Genomic DNA, 14,209 nt, shown 5'->3' with positions numbered 1-14,209 from the left:
TTTGATGCGTGAGCTATTTACCCGAAGGCAATTGTGATCGAATGCAAGTCTGCAGTTTCAGCGCACAGGCAGTGCGCGCTGTATCGAGGAATTCGAGCATGAAACGATTTGCCCTGGCCGTCATCGGTTGCGTATTGGCTACATCGGCCCTCGCGGCCCCCAAGCCCTGCGAAGAACTCAAGGCCGAGATCGAAGCCAAGATCCAGGCCCAGGGCGTCGCGTCCTACACGCTGGAAATCGTCACCAACGACGAAGTCCATGACCAGAACATGGTGGTGGGCACTTGCGAGAATGGCACCAAGAAAATCATCTACCAGAAGAACGACCGCTAGGCAGCGCTTTTACATCAGGCAATTGGCCTGTCGATCCTCGGCCACGATTTCACGCTTGGCGTTATAGAGCCGGGCGCTTGGGGAATACGCCAGGTTGCGAGCTTCCAGGCGATAACGCTGGCCGGCCTCGAAGTGTTCGTAGCGGATGATCAAGTAGCAGAGCCGCTCTTTCGGTTCGCTCATCATCCCCAACCCTCCTCCCCCGCCGGGCACCTCGAAGTCGAAGCGCACCTCCAATTCGTGGGGACCCGGTGAGACCTGGAAGAAACGTCCATCCTGCAAGCGCTTGCCATCCAGCCGTTCAGCCATCAGCAACCTGCCGCCCGGCATTGGGGTGGCGAAATCGACCCAAGCCATGTTCGGGTCAATCGGGGGCAGCGGGCTCGTTGCGCATCCGCTCAACGTCACAAGAGCCAAAAACAGCGTGGGTAGGCGCATGGCGAATATCCTGGAGTCAGGTGCCGAGCATAGCGCCGATCAGCTTTGCTGGCAGCCCGCCGGCGTGCCCTGGCCCACAACTTTGCGCTGCTGGTCGTAAAGCTTGGCCCACGGACGGAAACCGATGCTGCCGGCCTGTAACTGGTAGCGCTGGCCCGCGTTGAAATCCTTGAACTTCACATTCAACCGGCAATCACGCCACAGCGGCTCGGCATTCGGGCCAATGTTGCCGGGCGCCACGGCAAATTGATAACGCACCGTCAGCTCGTGGCTACCCGGTTGAACTTCGAAGTACCGTCGATCGATGGATTGCTTGTCATCGACTTCCAGCGCTTGCAACGCCGTGTCCTGATGGTTTCCCAGGTCAATCCACGCTTGGGAAGGATCCGGATCCGGCAAACCGGCACAACCGGTCAGCAGCAACAGGCCACTTGTCAGCATCAACACGCGCATAGCGAAGCTCCGGGCAGGCGAGATAGTCTTGGGGCAGACTTCCCAGGGTGATTCCAAATTGATCAGGCAGCGTTCACGCCATCGGTTACTCGACCGTGTTTTCCGGATTTTGTTTCCAGCCTTCCTGCTTTTGTTACTCAACGGTTGTGCAAGCGTTGGCTATTACGGCCAACTCGCCAGCGGACAACTGCGGCTGCTGCACGCCCGCGAGCCGATCGACCGCGTCATCGCCGACCCCGCCCGCGATCCAAAACTGCGCGCACACCTGAGCCAGGCACTTGAGGCCCGCGCGTTTGCCAGCGCCCACCTGCACCTGCCTGATAACAACAGTTATCGCCTGTACGCCGACATCGGCCGCCCCTACGTCGTCTGGAACGTCTTCGCCACCCCGGAATTCTCCCTGGCCCCGCAAAACCACTGTTTCCCCATCGCCGGTTGCGTGGCGTATCGCGGCTATTACAGCCAGGACGCCGCCCGAGGCGAGGCCGCGTTGCAGCAATTGCAGGGCATGGACGTGTCGATTGGCGGCGTAGAGGCCTACTCGACGCTGGGCTGGTTCAACGACCCGATCCTGAGTTCGATGCTGCACTGGGGCGACGAACGCCTGACGACGCTGATCTTTCATGAACTGGCGCACCAGCGGTTCTACGTGAAGGACGACACGGCATTCAACGAATCCTTCGCCACCTTCGTCGAACAGGAAGGCACCCGCCAATGGCGCACCCATCGCGGGCTGGCGCCAGACAATGGCAACCCGCTGCGCCAACGCGACCAGTTCATCCAACTGATCCTCGACACCCGCCAACGCCTGGAAACCCTCTACGCCCAACCCCTGCCGGCCGAGCAGATGCGCCAGCGCAAGGCCGCTGAATTCGAACGCCTGCGCAGCGACTACGAGCGAATGCGCGACAGCCAATGGGCGGGTGACAAGCGCTACGACGCCTGGGTCTATGCGCCACTGAACAACGCCCGGCTATTGCCGTTCGGCCTGTATGACCAATGGGTGCCGGCGTTTGCGGCGTTGTTCAAGCGGGAGGGCGGGGATTGGGTTGCGTTTTATAGCGCAGTTGAGAAGCTCGGCCGATTGCCGGCCGATGAGCGCAAGGCAGCCTTGGAGGCATTGACTGCCCTCAAAACTGCAGACGATTGAACAGATCTCATCGCGAGCAAGCCCCCGCACCAACCTTCAAAGCACCGCAGCTCCCCCTGTGGGAGCGAGCTTGCTCGCGATAGCGGTACATCGAGCGACGCATATCCAACTGAACGCCAACTCCTGCAGCCCCTCACCACCAGGAAAAACCACCCGCCCATACGTCCCGCAACCGCGTGGCACTGATCCTGCGCCGCGCCGGATCAAACGCCAACGCCTCACGCAACGCAACCCAGCAACGCCGGGGCAGGTTTCTCGGTGCCTTGAGCCGGCGCTCCAACCCGGTATCGCGGGCCTGGTTCGAGGGTAAACGTTGGTACGGATGCTTGCCGCACGCGAGTTCGTAGAGCAGGCAAGCCAGGCTGTAGAGATCGGCGGGCGCGGAGAGCGGTCCGCCCTCGAGCAGTTCGGGGGCGGCGTAGCCCGGGGTCCAGGCGTTGAGGCGTTGGCGATTCAACGAGGGCAAGCTTTTCAATGGGCCTTTTTCAATCAGGCCCAGGCCGAAATCAAACAAGCGCACACCGTCTTCACCCAACATGACATTGCTTGGCTTGATGTCGCCGTGCAACACGCCCCGTTCATGGGCGTAGGCTATGGCGTCCAACAACGGCACGGCTATCGTTTTCAGTTCAGCCCAAGGCAAACCGAGGGGTCGTTCGCAAAGTAACTTGTCCAGCGTCGAGCCGCGCAGTAACTCCATGGTTATGAAAGTTCGCCGATGAACGGCATCCACCTCAAAGGTGTACGGACGTAGAACGTTCGGATGAAGCAGACGCCTGGTCAACGCGAACTCGCTGTAAAGCAGCTGGCTGGCGTCCGGGGACTCGTCAAACGCCTCGCCGAGCATCTTCAGCGCAATGTAGGGGTCCGGATCGCCGAATTGTTCATGAAGCAGGTCTCGGGCGCGATAGACGACGCCCATGCCACCGGCTCCGAGCAAGCGATCCAGGCAATAGCGACCTGCAAGTATCTTCGGCAGCTCCCCATCACATAAAATATCCAGCGTTGGCTCAAGCCCGCTCAAGCGCAAATCACCACGGCCGTCAGGTTATCCCGTGCAGCGCCATTCAGGACCTCTTCAAAAAGACATTCCACCACCCGGCTCGGGGACGACAAGCCCATGGCGTCGCCAAGCGTTTCGCTGCCGAGGTCCTGGTACAGGCCATCGGTGCACAACAAAAATTTATCGCCACGCTGGACGTCCAGTTGGAGTACTTCCAACTTCAATTCTTTTGAAGCACCTATCGCACGGGTCAGCGCCTTGGCGGCAGGATGAGCATTTGCTTGGTCGAGACTGAGACGGCCCTCAACGACCCATTGTTGGCGCAGCGAGTGGTCCCGCGACAATTGGTATAGCCGCTGACGACGCCAGAGATAACAGCGGCTGTCGCCCGCCCAGACGCACGCCGCACGGCGACCCTCCAGCAATAACGCCGCCACCGTGCTGCCCATGATGCCGAGCGGATTGGCCGCGGTGACGGTCAGCTCCTGGCTCAAACGCCGATTGGTCCAGCGCAGGCATTGGCGCACGGCGTTCAAGCGCGCGTCGAAGTCTCGGTACGTGGGCAGCTCGGCCAGATTGGCGACAATCAATTGGCTGGCAATATCGCCGCCTGAGTGACCGCCCATTCCGTCCGCCACTGCCCATAGCCCCTGTTTCGGGCATTCCAGGAAAGCGTCCTCGTTCCGCTGACGTACCTTGCCAGTGTCCGTCCGCGCGGCACTACGCCAGTGGCTGGCATGATGCATCAGAGCTGCGCCGGCATTCTGAAAGTGCGGAGCACCGTCATATCGAACGGGTTCGGTGTGCGCTGGCTCGTCAACAGGAAATTAGCCCGCAGCCCGCCAAGATCGGCCTTGAGCACACGCATATCACGCCCCGTCAGGTACTCGGCCTGCATCAAGTCGAACAGGCGAAACAGCGACCACGGCCCGGTATTCTTTTCGATACCGACTCCCCGCCCACCGGCCATGCGGTCCAATACCAGGGAGGTCCGGCCACCTTGCGCATCAGTTGGCCAAGTGAAGACCAGCGGTTGTATAGGCCCGTGGCGGTACTCCAGCGTCTTGTCGCCGAAACGAAATTCGGCCCGACTCACGGCCGGGTCGAGCGTGTAGGGCTCAAGCTTGAACTGAATGTGTGGCTCGGCTGGATTGTCGACGAAGAAACCCTGGCGGATCGTATGCGCCGCCGTCATTTGATCCAGATAGGTTCTGGACATCGGCAAGCTCTGGCCGTCGAGGCTACGTAGACGGTAGTTTCCAGGAGTACCGCTGACGAAAGGCCGCATATAGCTGTCAAAGAACCGGTCGACGGTGCCCTGATCCTTGAAGAACTCACGAAAATCATTGATCGCGACATCGCTGGCGCTGTGTGCGCTGAACGGATACCGCTTGCTGATTGCCTTGCGGTAAAAACCGTACAGTTCGCCTTGGTAGCGCTGGTTAAGGTAACGGTACGAGCCACTCAATACGATGCGCCAACTATCGTCGGCCAACCCGTTGAACCACCCTTCGAATGGGCGCGGCAAACGAGTTGACGCGCTACGCAGGTTACCCAGCGCGTCTCGCTGACCACCCATGCGACGCTTCGCCAACTCGAATGCGGCTTGCTCCGGATCACTGGCCCGGGCCAGGGGCGCCAATTGCGCGAGGGTATCTTCGAGCGCTTGCAAGGCCAAGGTCAGATCCACAGAGGGGCTGTTGTCAGGCTCAAGCAGGCGGTGCAACGGTTCGAAACGCCGTCGAAGGGATTTTTGCCCGGTATCCGGCAGTGAGGTTGCCAACGAATCGGCGGCTTGTACGGTCGCAGAGACAAGTTGCGTAACGGTGTTGTCGCTGTTTCCGGGCGTTCGCACCGACTTGTCCATCGGCTCGACAAGGCCTTGGATGCGTGTGTGTTCACGTACCTGCACCAACAATTGCAAAACAGGCGAATGGGCTGATGTCAGCCCCGCCAGTTGGCCGACCATCTCATCTGCGTTGTGTGTCGTTTGCAGGCTGACCCGTCCGATCGCTTCGCTCCAACGGTCGGCATAATCACGAAAATACAACTGTTCGAGCTCGATCAGGAGTTGACGCAGGTCTTTGCCGTTGAGGCTTGCGCCTTCGCCCAGGACCCAATTGTCCCGTAGCAACCCATCGATCAGCTTGGTGCCTTGAGTTGAAAAATATTGCCCGTAACCTTGGCGGGTGTAGAAACCTGGGATGACATGGTCGGTGCCGACCAGCAACGTCCCTTGGGGGCCAAGGTGTTGGTCGAGGCTGTATTTCGGCAAGTGGTTCGCCTGCTCCCGCAGCATCCGATAGACGACTGTCGCCAAGGACTCACTGCGCAACGCTTCCCGTGCCTGGGCCACCAGCGGTTGGTTGATTTCCAAAACGAAAGGCTGTTCCAACAAACGCTCGAAATGGTCCCTCAAACCGTTTTGCACCGCCTCGTTACCGGGGTAGCGCAGCGACCAATCGCGAGCGATCCAGTCCATGAGCCATGGGCGGTCTCGACGTTCGGGCTGGGCCAGCATCAAGTATGCGCGCAGGCTGTTGAGCAGATTTTCACGCTCGCTCAAGCGGCCCTGGATGTGCTCTTCCAGCATCTGCGCAACCTGAGGCAGGAGCTGCGTCTTTAATTCGTGCTCGTAAGCACCGAGCACTGCGGGACTGGCCACCTCCCCCTGGTATAGACCGATGCGCTCGTACAGCGGCACAGCCTTGGCGAGTGGAAAAACCTCTGTTGCCTTGAAACGGATATCAAGCGATTCGAGCATCCTGACGGGATCATCGTTTGCCACCAGCACCGAACGATTCTCGTCCCAACGTTGCGCCAACGTTCGCAGGTGTTCCAGGCGCTCGTGATTAGCCCTGTAACCTTGTACCCACAACCATCCGAACAACCCGACGGTGGTAAGCACGCCGAGGTAGATAGCGTGCCGCCTCCAATCAGTACGGCGTCGTTCGCGCTGATCGGGGCCCGCCAAATCGGCCTCCGGGAAAATGACTCGGGCGAACAGGTGATGAATGAATCGTCCGTTGCCCCTTTCATGTGGCTGCGATGTCTGGCCGCCTGCCAGGCGAGATGACGCGGCAGCGCTGGTCAGATAGAACCCCCGCAGCGGCCACGCCTCACCCCTGAAAGCCAGCTCAACCAGCAGGCAAAGGTGAGGCCCGAGCTGCGCCAGTTGTTGTGGAAAATCCAGGATAAAGCCACGGCATTCACTGTCGCGCTCCTGATGAAGACGCAGGAGCAATTGGCTGTTGAGTCTTTGCAACAGCGCCTCGAATTCGCCGCGTAGAACAGCCAAGTCGCAGCCGCGCGGAGCCCCACTGAAGCTCGCCCCCAACACCTGATCGGCCTCCTCGCGCGTCAGCGAATCGAAGAACTCATTGAAGCCAGGGATGTTGTCCGCCTTGCTCAGCACCAGGTAAATCGGCACGTTGGCGCGCAGTTTTCGTTGAATTTCCTGCACGCGGCTACGAATCTGGCCTGCCAGGTCGATGACGTCCTCTTCACAGCCTCGCAACAGAACTTCAGCCGGTACGACCACCAGCACGCCATTGAGGGGACGACCGCGGCGACCTCGACGTAGAAGGTCGAGCAAGCCCCCCCAGGCGCTACCGTCGACGGCCTTATCCGTCTGGGTCAGATAGCGACCGGCGGTGTCCATCAACACCGCCTGGTCGGCACAGTACCAGTCGCAATCACCGGTACTGGTCAAGCCGAGCGGAGGCTTTCGTTCAGCGCCATCGAACGCAAATTCGAGCCCCGAACGCTCCAGCAGGCTGGTCTTGCCACTGGCGGTCGGGCCAATCAGCAAATACCAGGGCAAGTCCTTGAGGCTGCGTTTGCCGCCACCGGAATTGACGCTTGAGGATGTTCCCAACGCCCTCTTGAAGCGCGAGCGAATTTCTCGCTGTTCATCGTCTACCCTGGCCTGGCCAAGCGTGTGGGACGGGTCAGCATCGGGTTGGCAGGATTTCTTTATTCTCCCGGACTGCTCGCTGGAGAAAACCATACCCAGGCCCCACGCCAGGAACAACAGGCTGATGGTCAACAAGCGTGCCGTGGGGGATGCCCAGAACTTGTAGTCGTCGATCGCCAGCAGCGGCCCGAAAAACCAAACCAGCCCCCCTATGCAAAGCGTACATAACAACGTCCAGACCCAAGTCTGACGCAGACAGGCCCCCACTTTTCTGAAAAGCGATTTCATGACACGTCCCTGCTTACGGCTGCGGTTGAACCACCGCCGGCTCTAGTAATTGATAGGGTTGCAGGATGCTTTCGCGCTGCGCGTCCAACACCCAGGCGAAGCCCGCGTACATCACACCCAGACAAGCCAGGGTGAAAAACGCCACGGTCCAGGCAGGAACAACACGCACCGGACGGCGAGGCGGGGCAACCAGCCCTTCCCAATGGGGTGACAGTTGGCGCGGTGCATCGCCTCGTACCTGACGGATCGAGCGGTACAGCGCATCGCGGATGCCAACGAGCTCGAGCCCCCCGCGTGCCTGGACCCGATACTTGCCCTCAAAGCCCAACGACAGGCACAGATACAGCAGCTCCATCAGGTGCAAATGCTTCACCGGATCTTTCGACAGGCGATCAAGCAATTGGAAAACTTTCTCGCCACCGAACGTTTCATTGTGAAACGTGCTGAGCAGGCTGATTTGCGACCAACCGCTCCCATATCCCCATGACGTGACGACGACGGCTTCATCAAGCACTGTGCACAGCACATAGCGAGCAGCGACCAACTCGCTTTGCTCGATGTTGGCCTGCGATGCCAAGGCTTCGAACTGCTTCAACTCCAAGGTCAGTTCCTGCTTGAGGTCATTCAGGTCTGCGCGGTCTCGGCCCTGCTTGAGCGACATCATCTGGGCCAATAACCCTGACGCAGCCGCCACCAGGGGATTAAGACTGGTCACGAACCTTCGGGACCGTGGCTGGCGCGCCGCATAAATCATCCGATCTTCCAGCTGTTCGATGCGCGGCGGCGCGGCAGCATCGGTCAAAGGGCCCGAAGCCGGGCGCCGTCCGTAATGATCAAGCAGGACGGTAATATCATCCTGAGCAATGCCCTTATCCATGTCAGTCAGTTCCTGATAGCCCAAAAACTCAGCTCCAGCTCAGCGAATTCACCTGACACATGAAATGCAAAGCCAGCTGAACGCTTCACCTGAGCAAGATCCTCGACACTGGGTTCAAGGAGGAAATAGGTCTTGTTGGCATGGAACGCAATCTGCCGCGGCGCTACCGGCAACGGCCTGATCTTGATGCCCGGCAAATGCAGATTGACCAACTGGCGAATGCGCTCCACCGAACCGATCTTGAGATGTGATGGCAAGCGATGGCGCAACTCCTCGCTATCACAGTTGGCGCTGGCGGCCAGTACGAACGAAGCCGAGTCCAGCAGCGAAAGGTCATGCATCGGCGAAACGCTGATCCCGTACTGGCGAGTCTGCAATTGCAGCTCAATGGCGTGCTGTTCGAGCACCATCGACAGCACCTGCCGGATTGCCTGCATGAGGCTTCGAAAGCACGCACCCAGATCGCTGTGTTGGTAGCGGTGTTCGAACGAAGGGCGTTTGCTGTCGGTGGAGTAAGTCGCCAGTTCGCCGAGCAGGGAAAGCAGCGCTCGATACAAGGTTTCAGGGTGCACCTGCTCCAAATCCAGGTAATGACGCAGCAACAGTTCGGTACGGTTGATCAATTGCAGCATCATCAAGTCGCCGACTTGGACAGCACCTGCTTGTCCATTTGAGCGGATCCGTTCGGCGAGGCTTTCGCCCCGCTGGCCAAGCATGCCAATGACTTCCTTGAGGCATGACGATAGATAGCCAGATGATTGGGCCTGGATGAACGCTGGGACAAAATCCGCGTCGAGCCTGATCGCCCCGTCAGGCGTGGTATCGAGTACCTTGCAAAGTTCAAGTTTGACAAACGCCTGATCGCCCCGCTGCTCACCCAGCAACAGGCGTACGTCCGGACGGCCACAACTGATCTGGCTGCTGAAAGGGTCTGCCGCATTGGAATCAGTCACCTGCATTTCATAGGTGATATAGCGCGCCAGTACATCGGCTTGCTCTGGACGACGAGACTCGACCCGATTGCCGGTCACGAGCGGCAGGGCGAGATAGATGGGCGTGTTACAGGTGTTGGCCGGCACTTCCAAGACCAGTGGTTCGGCGTTACCGTCCAATTCGAAGAAGCTGCCGTCTGGGAAGACACCCGAAGCCTTGCTGACGATCAGTCGCCGCATGTTCAGAAACTGCAGATCGATTTCCAGCGAGAGGAAGCCCCAGGCATAGCCACCCAACAAGCGTGTGCGAAGCTTGAGCTGATGGTCGAAATAGCGATCGTTGTGCTGCAAATGCTGCGGGCGCAACAACATCCCTTCTTGCCAGATGACCTTATCGTGATTCATTGGCCGTCCGCCCTGGCAAGGCTTTCGAGATGGCTGGCAATGCCATCCTGGTCAAGCTTCAGATGCACTTCAGTCAATCGTGCCGCAGCGATGGGTAGTGTGTAGCGCCACTGCGTCCGAGGCAGGTCACGGTACGCGGCAAGTACCCCGACATAACGACCGCCCCCTGCGACGTCGAGCCTGAGCGTGACCGTTTCGCCTGGCCGCAACTCCAGTTCTTCGCTGGTGATCAAGTCAGGCGCCAAGGACTCCCTGGCACGGTCATAAAGACTGAAGAAATCAGCATTCTCAAAAGCCACCGGATGCTTGAGTTCAAACAGGCGCACGACGACAGGAGATGGCCGGCCGTTGAGGTCCGGGTTGAGCTGATCACTGGCAGTGAGGGTGAGATTGAGTTTGGTCATCGTTGAGAACGGCGACAGGCTGGCACAACCGGCCAACAACGTCGAAACCGCTAGCGTCAACGTCAGCGTCTTGAAAAAAAACAGGGGGCAGCGAGACATGTACGTCATCCATGAAGATCGTTTTGCAGAGTGGACACCAGGCGGACCTGTTCCTCGTATGCCTTGGCGAAGTCCCGGGCCAGCAGGCGCTCGATCCAGTCATCGTCTTCGCACAGCCCCTGGTGATAACGACCGAATGCCCGCCAGTGGCCGCCCGACGTACTGATCAACGGTTTTTGCTCGCGCCCCATCCGCAGGACCAATTGGCGAGGCGAAAAATGTTCCAGCACCGCATGCAGGGTGGACCGGCTCGCGGCCAGCAAAGCCACTTGGTGGGCCTGGAGGTCATGAAACGAGCGGGCGATAGCCTCGCTGGCCGACAACTGGAGTGGCGCGCCTGGCTGCAACAACATCGGCAAGGCATCATCGGTGTACTTCAACGGATTTTTCCGAGGACCTTGGAAAAACGTCTGGGCCAGACGTAGCTCGCTCTTCAACTCGGAACGCGTACGCAAACTCTGTTGCAAGCCTCGAACGCTTTGCCTGAGCAACTGTGCGACGTTGACCGCCAACGCTTCGCGGGCCTCCTCGTCCATGTCACCGAGGTCCATGCCTAGCGAGTGACCAAAGCGTTGCCAGAAGTCTTCCCGTACTGGCTTGGAGGGTTCGGGTGCCGGTAGAGGTGCAAGCTCGTTATCCGCATCGACCAGTTCGGGCAGTCGCAGGCTTTCCCTATCGGCCCGCGCCGGGTCCAGACGTCCCGAGCCGTAAGCGGGTATTGCAGAGGGATTGATCAACTCGTCTATTTCAGAGTACGCACGCTCGGGTCGATCCAAGGCTTCCAGCGGATCAAGCCCCACGAAAGCATCGTCCGGAATGAAGTTGCCGGTCGACACCGAACGATCGGCCTCGGGAATGCTGTTACCCGAACGAGCAACCAACCGCGCCAGGAGTTCGCATTCGCCCATGACGTAGATATCTCCATCCTTGATGGGCACCGGCTCGCCTTTCGGCAGGCGCGCACCGCTTCTGCGGTGGGATATGCCATTGCCGCTGATGTCGGTGAGAAAAAAAACACCTCCCCGGAAACTCACCTGTGCATGGCGCTTGGACAAGAGGCGCTCGCTGTCCGGGATGACCCAGTCACACGCCTCGCCTCGCCCAATGACGCCGCCCGCCATTCCGAAAATCTTCCGGCACGGGTTCGGGCTGACAAACTGCCTGGCATCCAACCTCTCGAAAATGACTTCCACCGATGCTCCTCCTTGCGGTCACTTGCCGCGATTGACCGCTTGCGGATCACCCAAGGGGCGATAAGTACTGTCATTGAATGTGTAGTTTCCATTGCAACCACCGAGACCGAACAACACGACAACGGCCAGCAGGAAGGTTTGCCAAGGGTGAGCGGTCATCCAAATGTCCTGAAATAAGTGAATGGGATTAGAAATACGGCGTCAGACTTCGGCGTCCTTGCGACGAATGTTCAGCCGACTCATCCGATACAACAGCGTGCGCAGCGGCAAGCCGAGCTCGCGAGCGGTCAGCGTCTGGTTACCGGAATGCTTGCGCAGGCAATCAGTCATCAGGCTGCGTTCGATGTGTTCCATCCGTTCGCGCAGGCTTACGCGACCTTCATCGGATGGTTTTTTAAGGTGCAAGGCAAAGTGCTCTACCCTTAGTTCGTCGCCCTCGCACAACAGCACCGCTCTTTCGACGATGCCTTTGAGTTCGCGCACGTTTCCGGGAAAGTCATAGGCAGCCAGGTGGGCCAGCGCAGCGTCGGACCAATGCACGAGATCGCGCTGCAGAAGGGCACAAGCCTTGTCTGCGAAGTGCCTGGCCAGTTCGATCACGTCGGGGCCGCGCTGACGCAGCGGCGGCAATTGGATGGGAAACGGTGCAAGGCGGTAATACAGGTCTTCGCGGAACTTGCCTTCGCTCATCAAGCGCTTCAGGTCCCGATGAGTGGCGGCGACAATCCGAACATCGATCTTGTGGGTAAGGTTCGACCCCAACGGACGAATCTCGCCCTCCTGCAAGACGCGCAGCAGCTTGGCCTGGAGCGACAATGGCATGTCACCGATTTCATCGAGCAACAATGTGCCCTTGTCAGCCGCGTCGAACAGCCCGATGCGGTCCCGGTCAGCGCCGGTAAACGCTCCCTTGCGATAACCGAACAACTCGCTTTCCAGCAGATGTTCAGGAAGCGCCGCGCAGTTCTGGACGACGAATGCCTGCGTGCGACGCGGCCCGCAATCGTGGATCGCCCGGGCCACAACTTCCTTGCCTGTCCCCGTCTCGCCATACAGCAGGACTGTGTAAGGGCTATTCACGACTTTGCTGATCAGTTGACAGGTCTGGCGCATCGCCGCGCTCTTGCCGATGAGGCCAAGACCGTTGGTGCTCGGCAAGTTAATGGCGACGGGCTGGCCTTCACCGGCTGGCCGGCGGAGACGCTGTCGCAGATGGATCTGGTTAAGCGCAAACGCCCCCAGCAATCCCAGGGAATCAGCGAACCCCTGCAAGTCGATCCGCTGGGAGCTGACGCAAAGCAACACCCCCTTGATTCCGTCCTCGGTGGCAAGCGGCACACAGAGCAGCGATTGCCACGGCGCAGCGCGGGCCGGTAGGAAGCGCGTGTCGTGCAGGCTGTCGTCCAACGCACCGAGGCATACCGTACGGTTCTGGCGCAGGACGAATTGCAACAGTTGCTCACCATCGTCGTCGCAAGGCAAACCGGCCGGGTCACGGAACTGCAATCGATCTTCCAGGCACTGAACACTTAATTCCAGGCGACAGCGCGAGGCATCCGATAGATATAACTGCACCAGTTCACAGCCGCTGAGCCGCGCCGTCCCCCTGGTAAAATCGCCGAGCAAGGTCGCATCGTCCGCCGTCTGCGAAAGGCTGGAAAACTGTGCCAGCAGCGCTTGGGCGTAAGCCAGCGGCTCAGGCACATGGGAGAACAGTGCACCCATCAGCTGAACTCACACGCTACGCGAGCTTGTTCATCGAGCGTGGCGTGTACGTGCCGCGGTTGTTCGCCGATCGCCATGGCGGCGAGCAAGCCGTCGGCCAACCCGGGCAGCAGGTGCAGATCGAGCAAATGATCAATGAGTCGCGCGCCGCTGTCGCTGCGAGTGCAGCGCTCGACCAAATGATCGACAAGCTGCGTGCAGTAGCTGAAGTTCAATTGACGACGCTGCAGTCGCTCGCCCAAACGACCCAGCTTTATCTCCACCAACTCGCGCAGCACCGAGCCGCCTACCGGGTAATACGGCACCACACGCATACGGGCCAGTAATGCCGGTTTGAAATGCCTGCTGAGCAGCGGCCGAATCGCTTCTTCGAGTTGCTCGGCAGTGGGCGCCCCCCCGTTTTGGCACAACTCGCTGATGCGGTCACTGCCCAGGTTCGACGTCATCAGGATCAACGTGTTGCGAAAATCGATTTCCCGCCCTTCGCCATCGTTGGCCAGGCCTTTGTCGAATATCTGATAGAACAGATTCAGCACGTCCGGATCGGCTTTTTCGACCTCATCGAGCAGCACCACCGAGTAAGGCCTTTGCCGAACAGCCTCGGTGAGCATCCCGCCTTCACCAAATCCGACATAACCGGGAGGCGCGCCGATGAGCCTCGAAACCGTGTGTTTCTCCTGAAACTCGGCCATGTTGAGTGTCGTGATGAATCGGTCGCCGCCGTACAGCAACTCTGCCAAGGCCAATGCCGTTTCAGTCTTGCCAACCCCACTGGGCCCTACCAGCAAAAACACTCCCGCTGGAGCGTCGGGTTTGTTCAAGCCTGAGGCGGCAGCGCGCATGGCTCGGTCAAGCGCCTGCACCGCTGGCTCCTGCCCCCTGATACGGGTGCGTAGATCTGCCGCAAAACGGGTAATTTTCACGTTGTGCTCGCAAGCCAGCTGCGACAGCGGGACACCCGTCCACGCGTTGATTACCTCGGCCACCAAGCGCG

At 59.5% G+C, this 14,209-nt stretch carries 14 protein-coding genes; 2 read left to right on the top strand and 12 right to left on the bottom strand.

The annotated features are described in order from the left end of the window. The first annotated feature begins 98 nt into the window (after positions 1 to 98). A complete protein-coding gene (locus OC610_RS09985) occupies positions 99 to 332 on the top strand; it encodes a DUF1161 domain-containing protein (RefSeq protein WP_264427650.1) in 234 nt (77 codons plus the stop codon). A 9-nt stretch (positions 333 to 341) separates the two neighbouring features. Here OC610_RS09985 and OC610_RS09980 read toward each other — a convergent pair whose 3' ends face one another. Together OC610_RS09980 and OC610_RS09975 are read right to left on the bottom strand one after the other, a co-directional pair. Next, positions 342 to 770, bottom strand: a complete 429-nt coding sequence (locus tag OC610_RS09980; protein ID WP_264427649.1) for a PA0061/PA0062 family lipoprotein — start codon at positions 768 to 770, stop codon at positions 342 to 344. A 39-nt stretch (positions 771 to 809) separates the two neighbouring features. Further along, a complete protein-coding gene (locus OC610_RS09975; protein WP_264427648.1) occupies positions 810 to 1,223 on the bottom strand; it encodes a PA0061/PA0062 family lipoprotein in 414 nt (137 codons plus the stop codon). Positions 1,224 to 1,281: 58 nt separating this feature from the next. Between OC610_RS09975 and OC610_RS09970 the strand changes: the two genes are divergently transcribed. After that, positions 1,282 to 2,373 carry an aminopeptidase gene (locus OC610_RS09970; RefSeq protein ID WP_264427652.1) on the top strand — a complete coding sequence of 364 codons (1,092 nt, stop codon included), beginning with the start codon at positions 1,282 to 1,284 and terminating at the stop codon, positions 2,371 to 2,373. Between the two features lie 133 nt (positions 2,374 to 2,506). Here OC610_RS09970 and OC610_RS09965 read toward each other — a convergent pair whose 3' ends face one another. The 10 genes from OC610_RS09965 to OC610_RS09920 form a co-directional block, all read right to left on the bottom strand. Then, entirely contained in the window at positions 2,507 to 3,403 is an 897-nt protein-coding gene (locus OC610_RS09965) for a serine/threonine-protein kinase (protein WP_408636562.1), read from the bottom strand. Then, positions 3,394 to 4,122, bottom strand: a complete 729-nt coding sequence (locus OC610_RS09960; protein ID WP_264427647.1) for a PP2C family protein-serine/threonine phosphatase — start codon at positions 4,120 to 4,122, stop codon at positions 3,394 to 3,396. Before OC610_RS09960 ends, OC610_RS09965 begins: the two co-directional genes overlap by 10 nt. Beyond that, on the bottom strand, positions 4,122 to 7,580 hold the full coding sequence (gene tssM / locus OC610_RS09955; RefSeq protein ID WP_264427646.1) for a type VI secretion system membrane subunit TssM: 3,459 nt from the start codon (positions 7,578 to 7,580) through the stop codon (positions 4,122 to 4,124). The genes OC610_RS09960 and tssM overlap by 1 nt, the downstream gene beginning before the upstream one ends. Positions 7,581 to 7,593: 13 nt before the next feature. After that, positions 7,594 to 8,457 (bottom strand): type IVB secretion system protein IcmH/DotU, encoded by an 864-nt coding sequence (icmH, locus tag OC610_RS09950; protein ID WP_264427645.1) that lies wholly within the window; start codon positions 8,455 to 8,457, stop codon positions 7,594 to 7,596. Between the two features lie 5 nt (positions 8,458 to 8,462). Further along, positions 8,463 to 9,794, bottom strand: coding sequence for a type VI secretion system baseplate subunit TssK (tssK, locus tag OC610_RS09945; RefSeq protein ID WP_264427644.1), 1,332 nt, complete (start codon positions 9,792 to 9,794; stop codon positions 8,463 to 8,465). After that, positions 9,791 to 10,297, bottom strand: coding sequence for a type VI secretion system lipoprotein TssJ (gene tssJ / locus OC610_RS09940; RefSeq protein ID WP_264427643.1), 507 nt, complete (start codon positions 10,295 to 10,297; stop codon positions 9,791 to 9,793). The genes tssK and tssJ overlap by 4 nt, the downstream gene beginning before the upstream one ends. A 5-nt stretch (positions 10,298 to 10,302) precedes the next feature. Next, a complete protein-coding gene (gene tagH / locus OC610_RS09935) occupies positions 10,303 to 11,490 on the bottom strand; it encodes a type VI secretion system-associated FHA domain protein TagH (protein WP_264427642.1) in 1,188 nt (395 codons plus the stop codon). A gap of 18 nt (positions 11,491 to 11,508) precedes the next feature. Next, positions 11,509 to 11,649 carry a type VI secretion protein gene (locus OC610_RS09930; protein WP_264427641.1) on the bottom strand — a complete coding sequence of 47 codons (141 nt, stop codon included), beginning with the start codon at positions 11,647 to 11,649 and terminating at the stop codon, positions 11,509 to 11,511. Positions 11,650 to 11,691: 42 nt separating this feature from the next. Further along, the gene (locus OC610_RS09925; protein WP_264427651.1) at positions 11,692 to 13,206 is read right to left on the bottom strand and encodes a sigma-54 interaction domain-containing protein; all 1,515 of its coding nucleotides are present in this window, start codon (positions 13,204 to 13,206) and stop codon (positions 11,692 to 11,694) included. A gap of 8 nt (positions 13,207 to 13,214) precedes the next feature. Next, positions 13,215 to 14,209 (bottom strand): AAA family ATPase (locus OC610_RS09920; RefSeq protein ID WP_264427640.1); only part of this gene is annotated, 995 nt, incomplete at its 5' end.

It is taken from the genome of Pseudomonas agronomica (assembly GCF_025917275.1).
Classification (GTDB): domain Bacteria; phylum Pseudomonadota; class Gammaproteobacteria; order Pseudomonadales; family Pseudomonadaceae; genus Aquipseudomonas; species Aquipseudomonas agronomica.
Note: the sequence above shows the minus strand (reverse complement) of the source record. Positions and strands in the feature narration are given on the sequence as shown.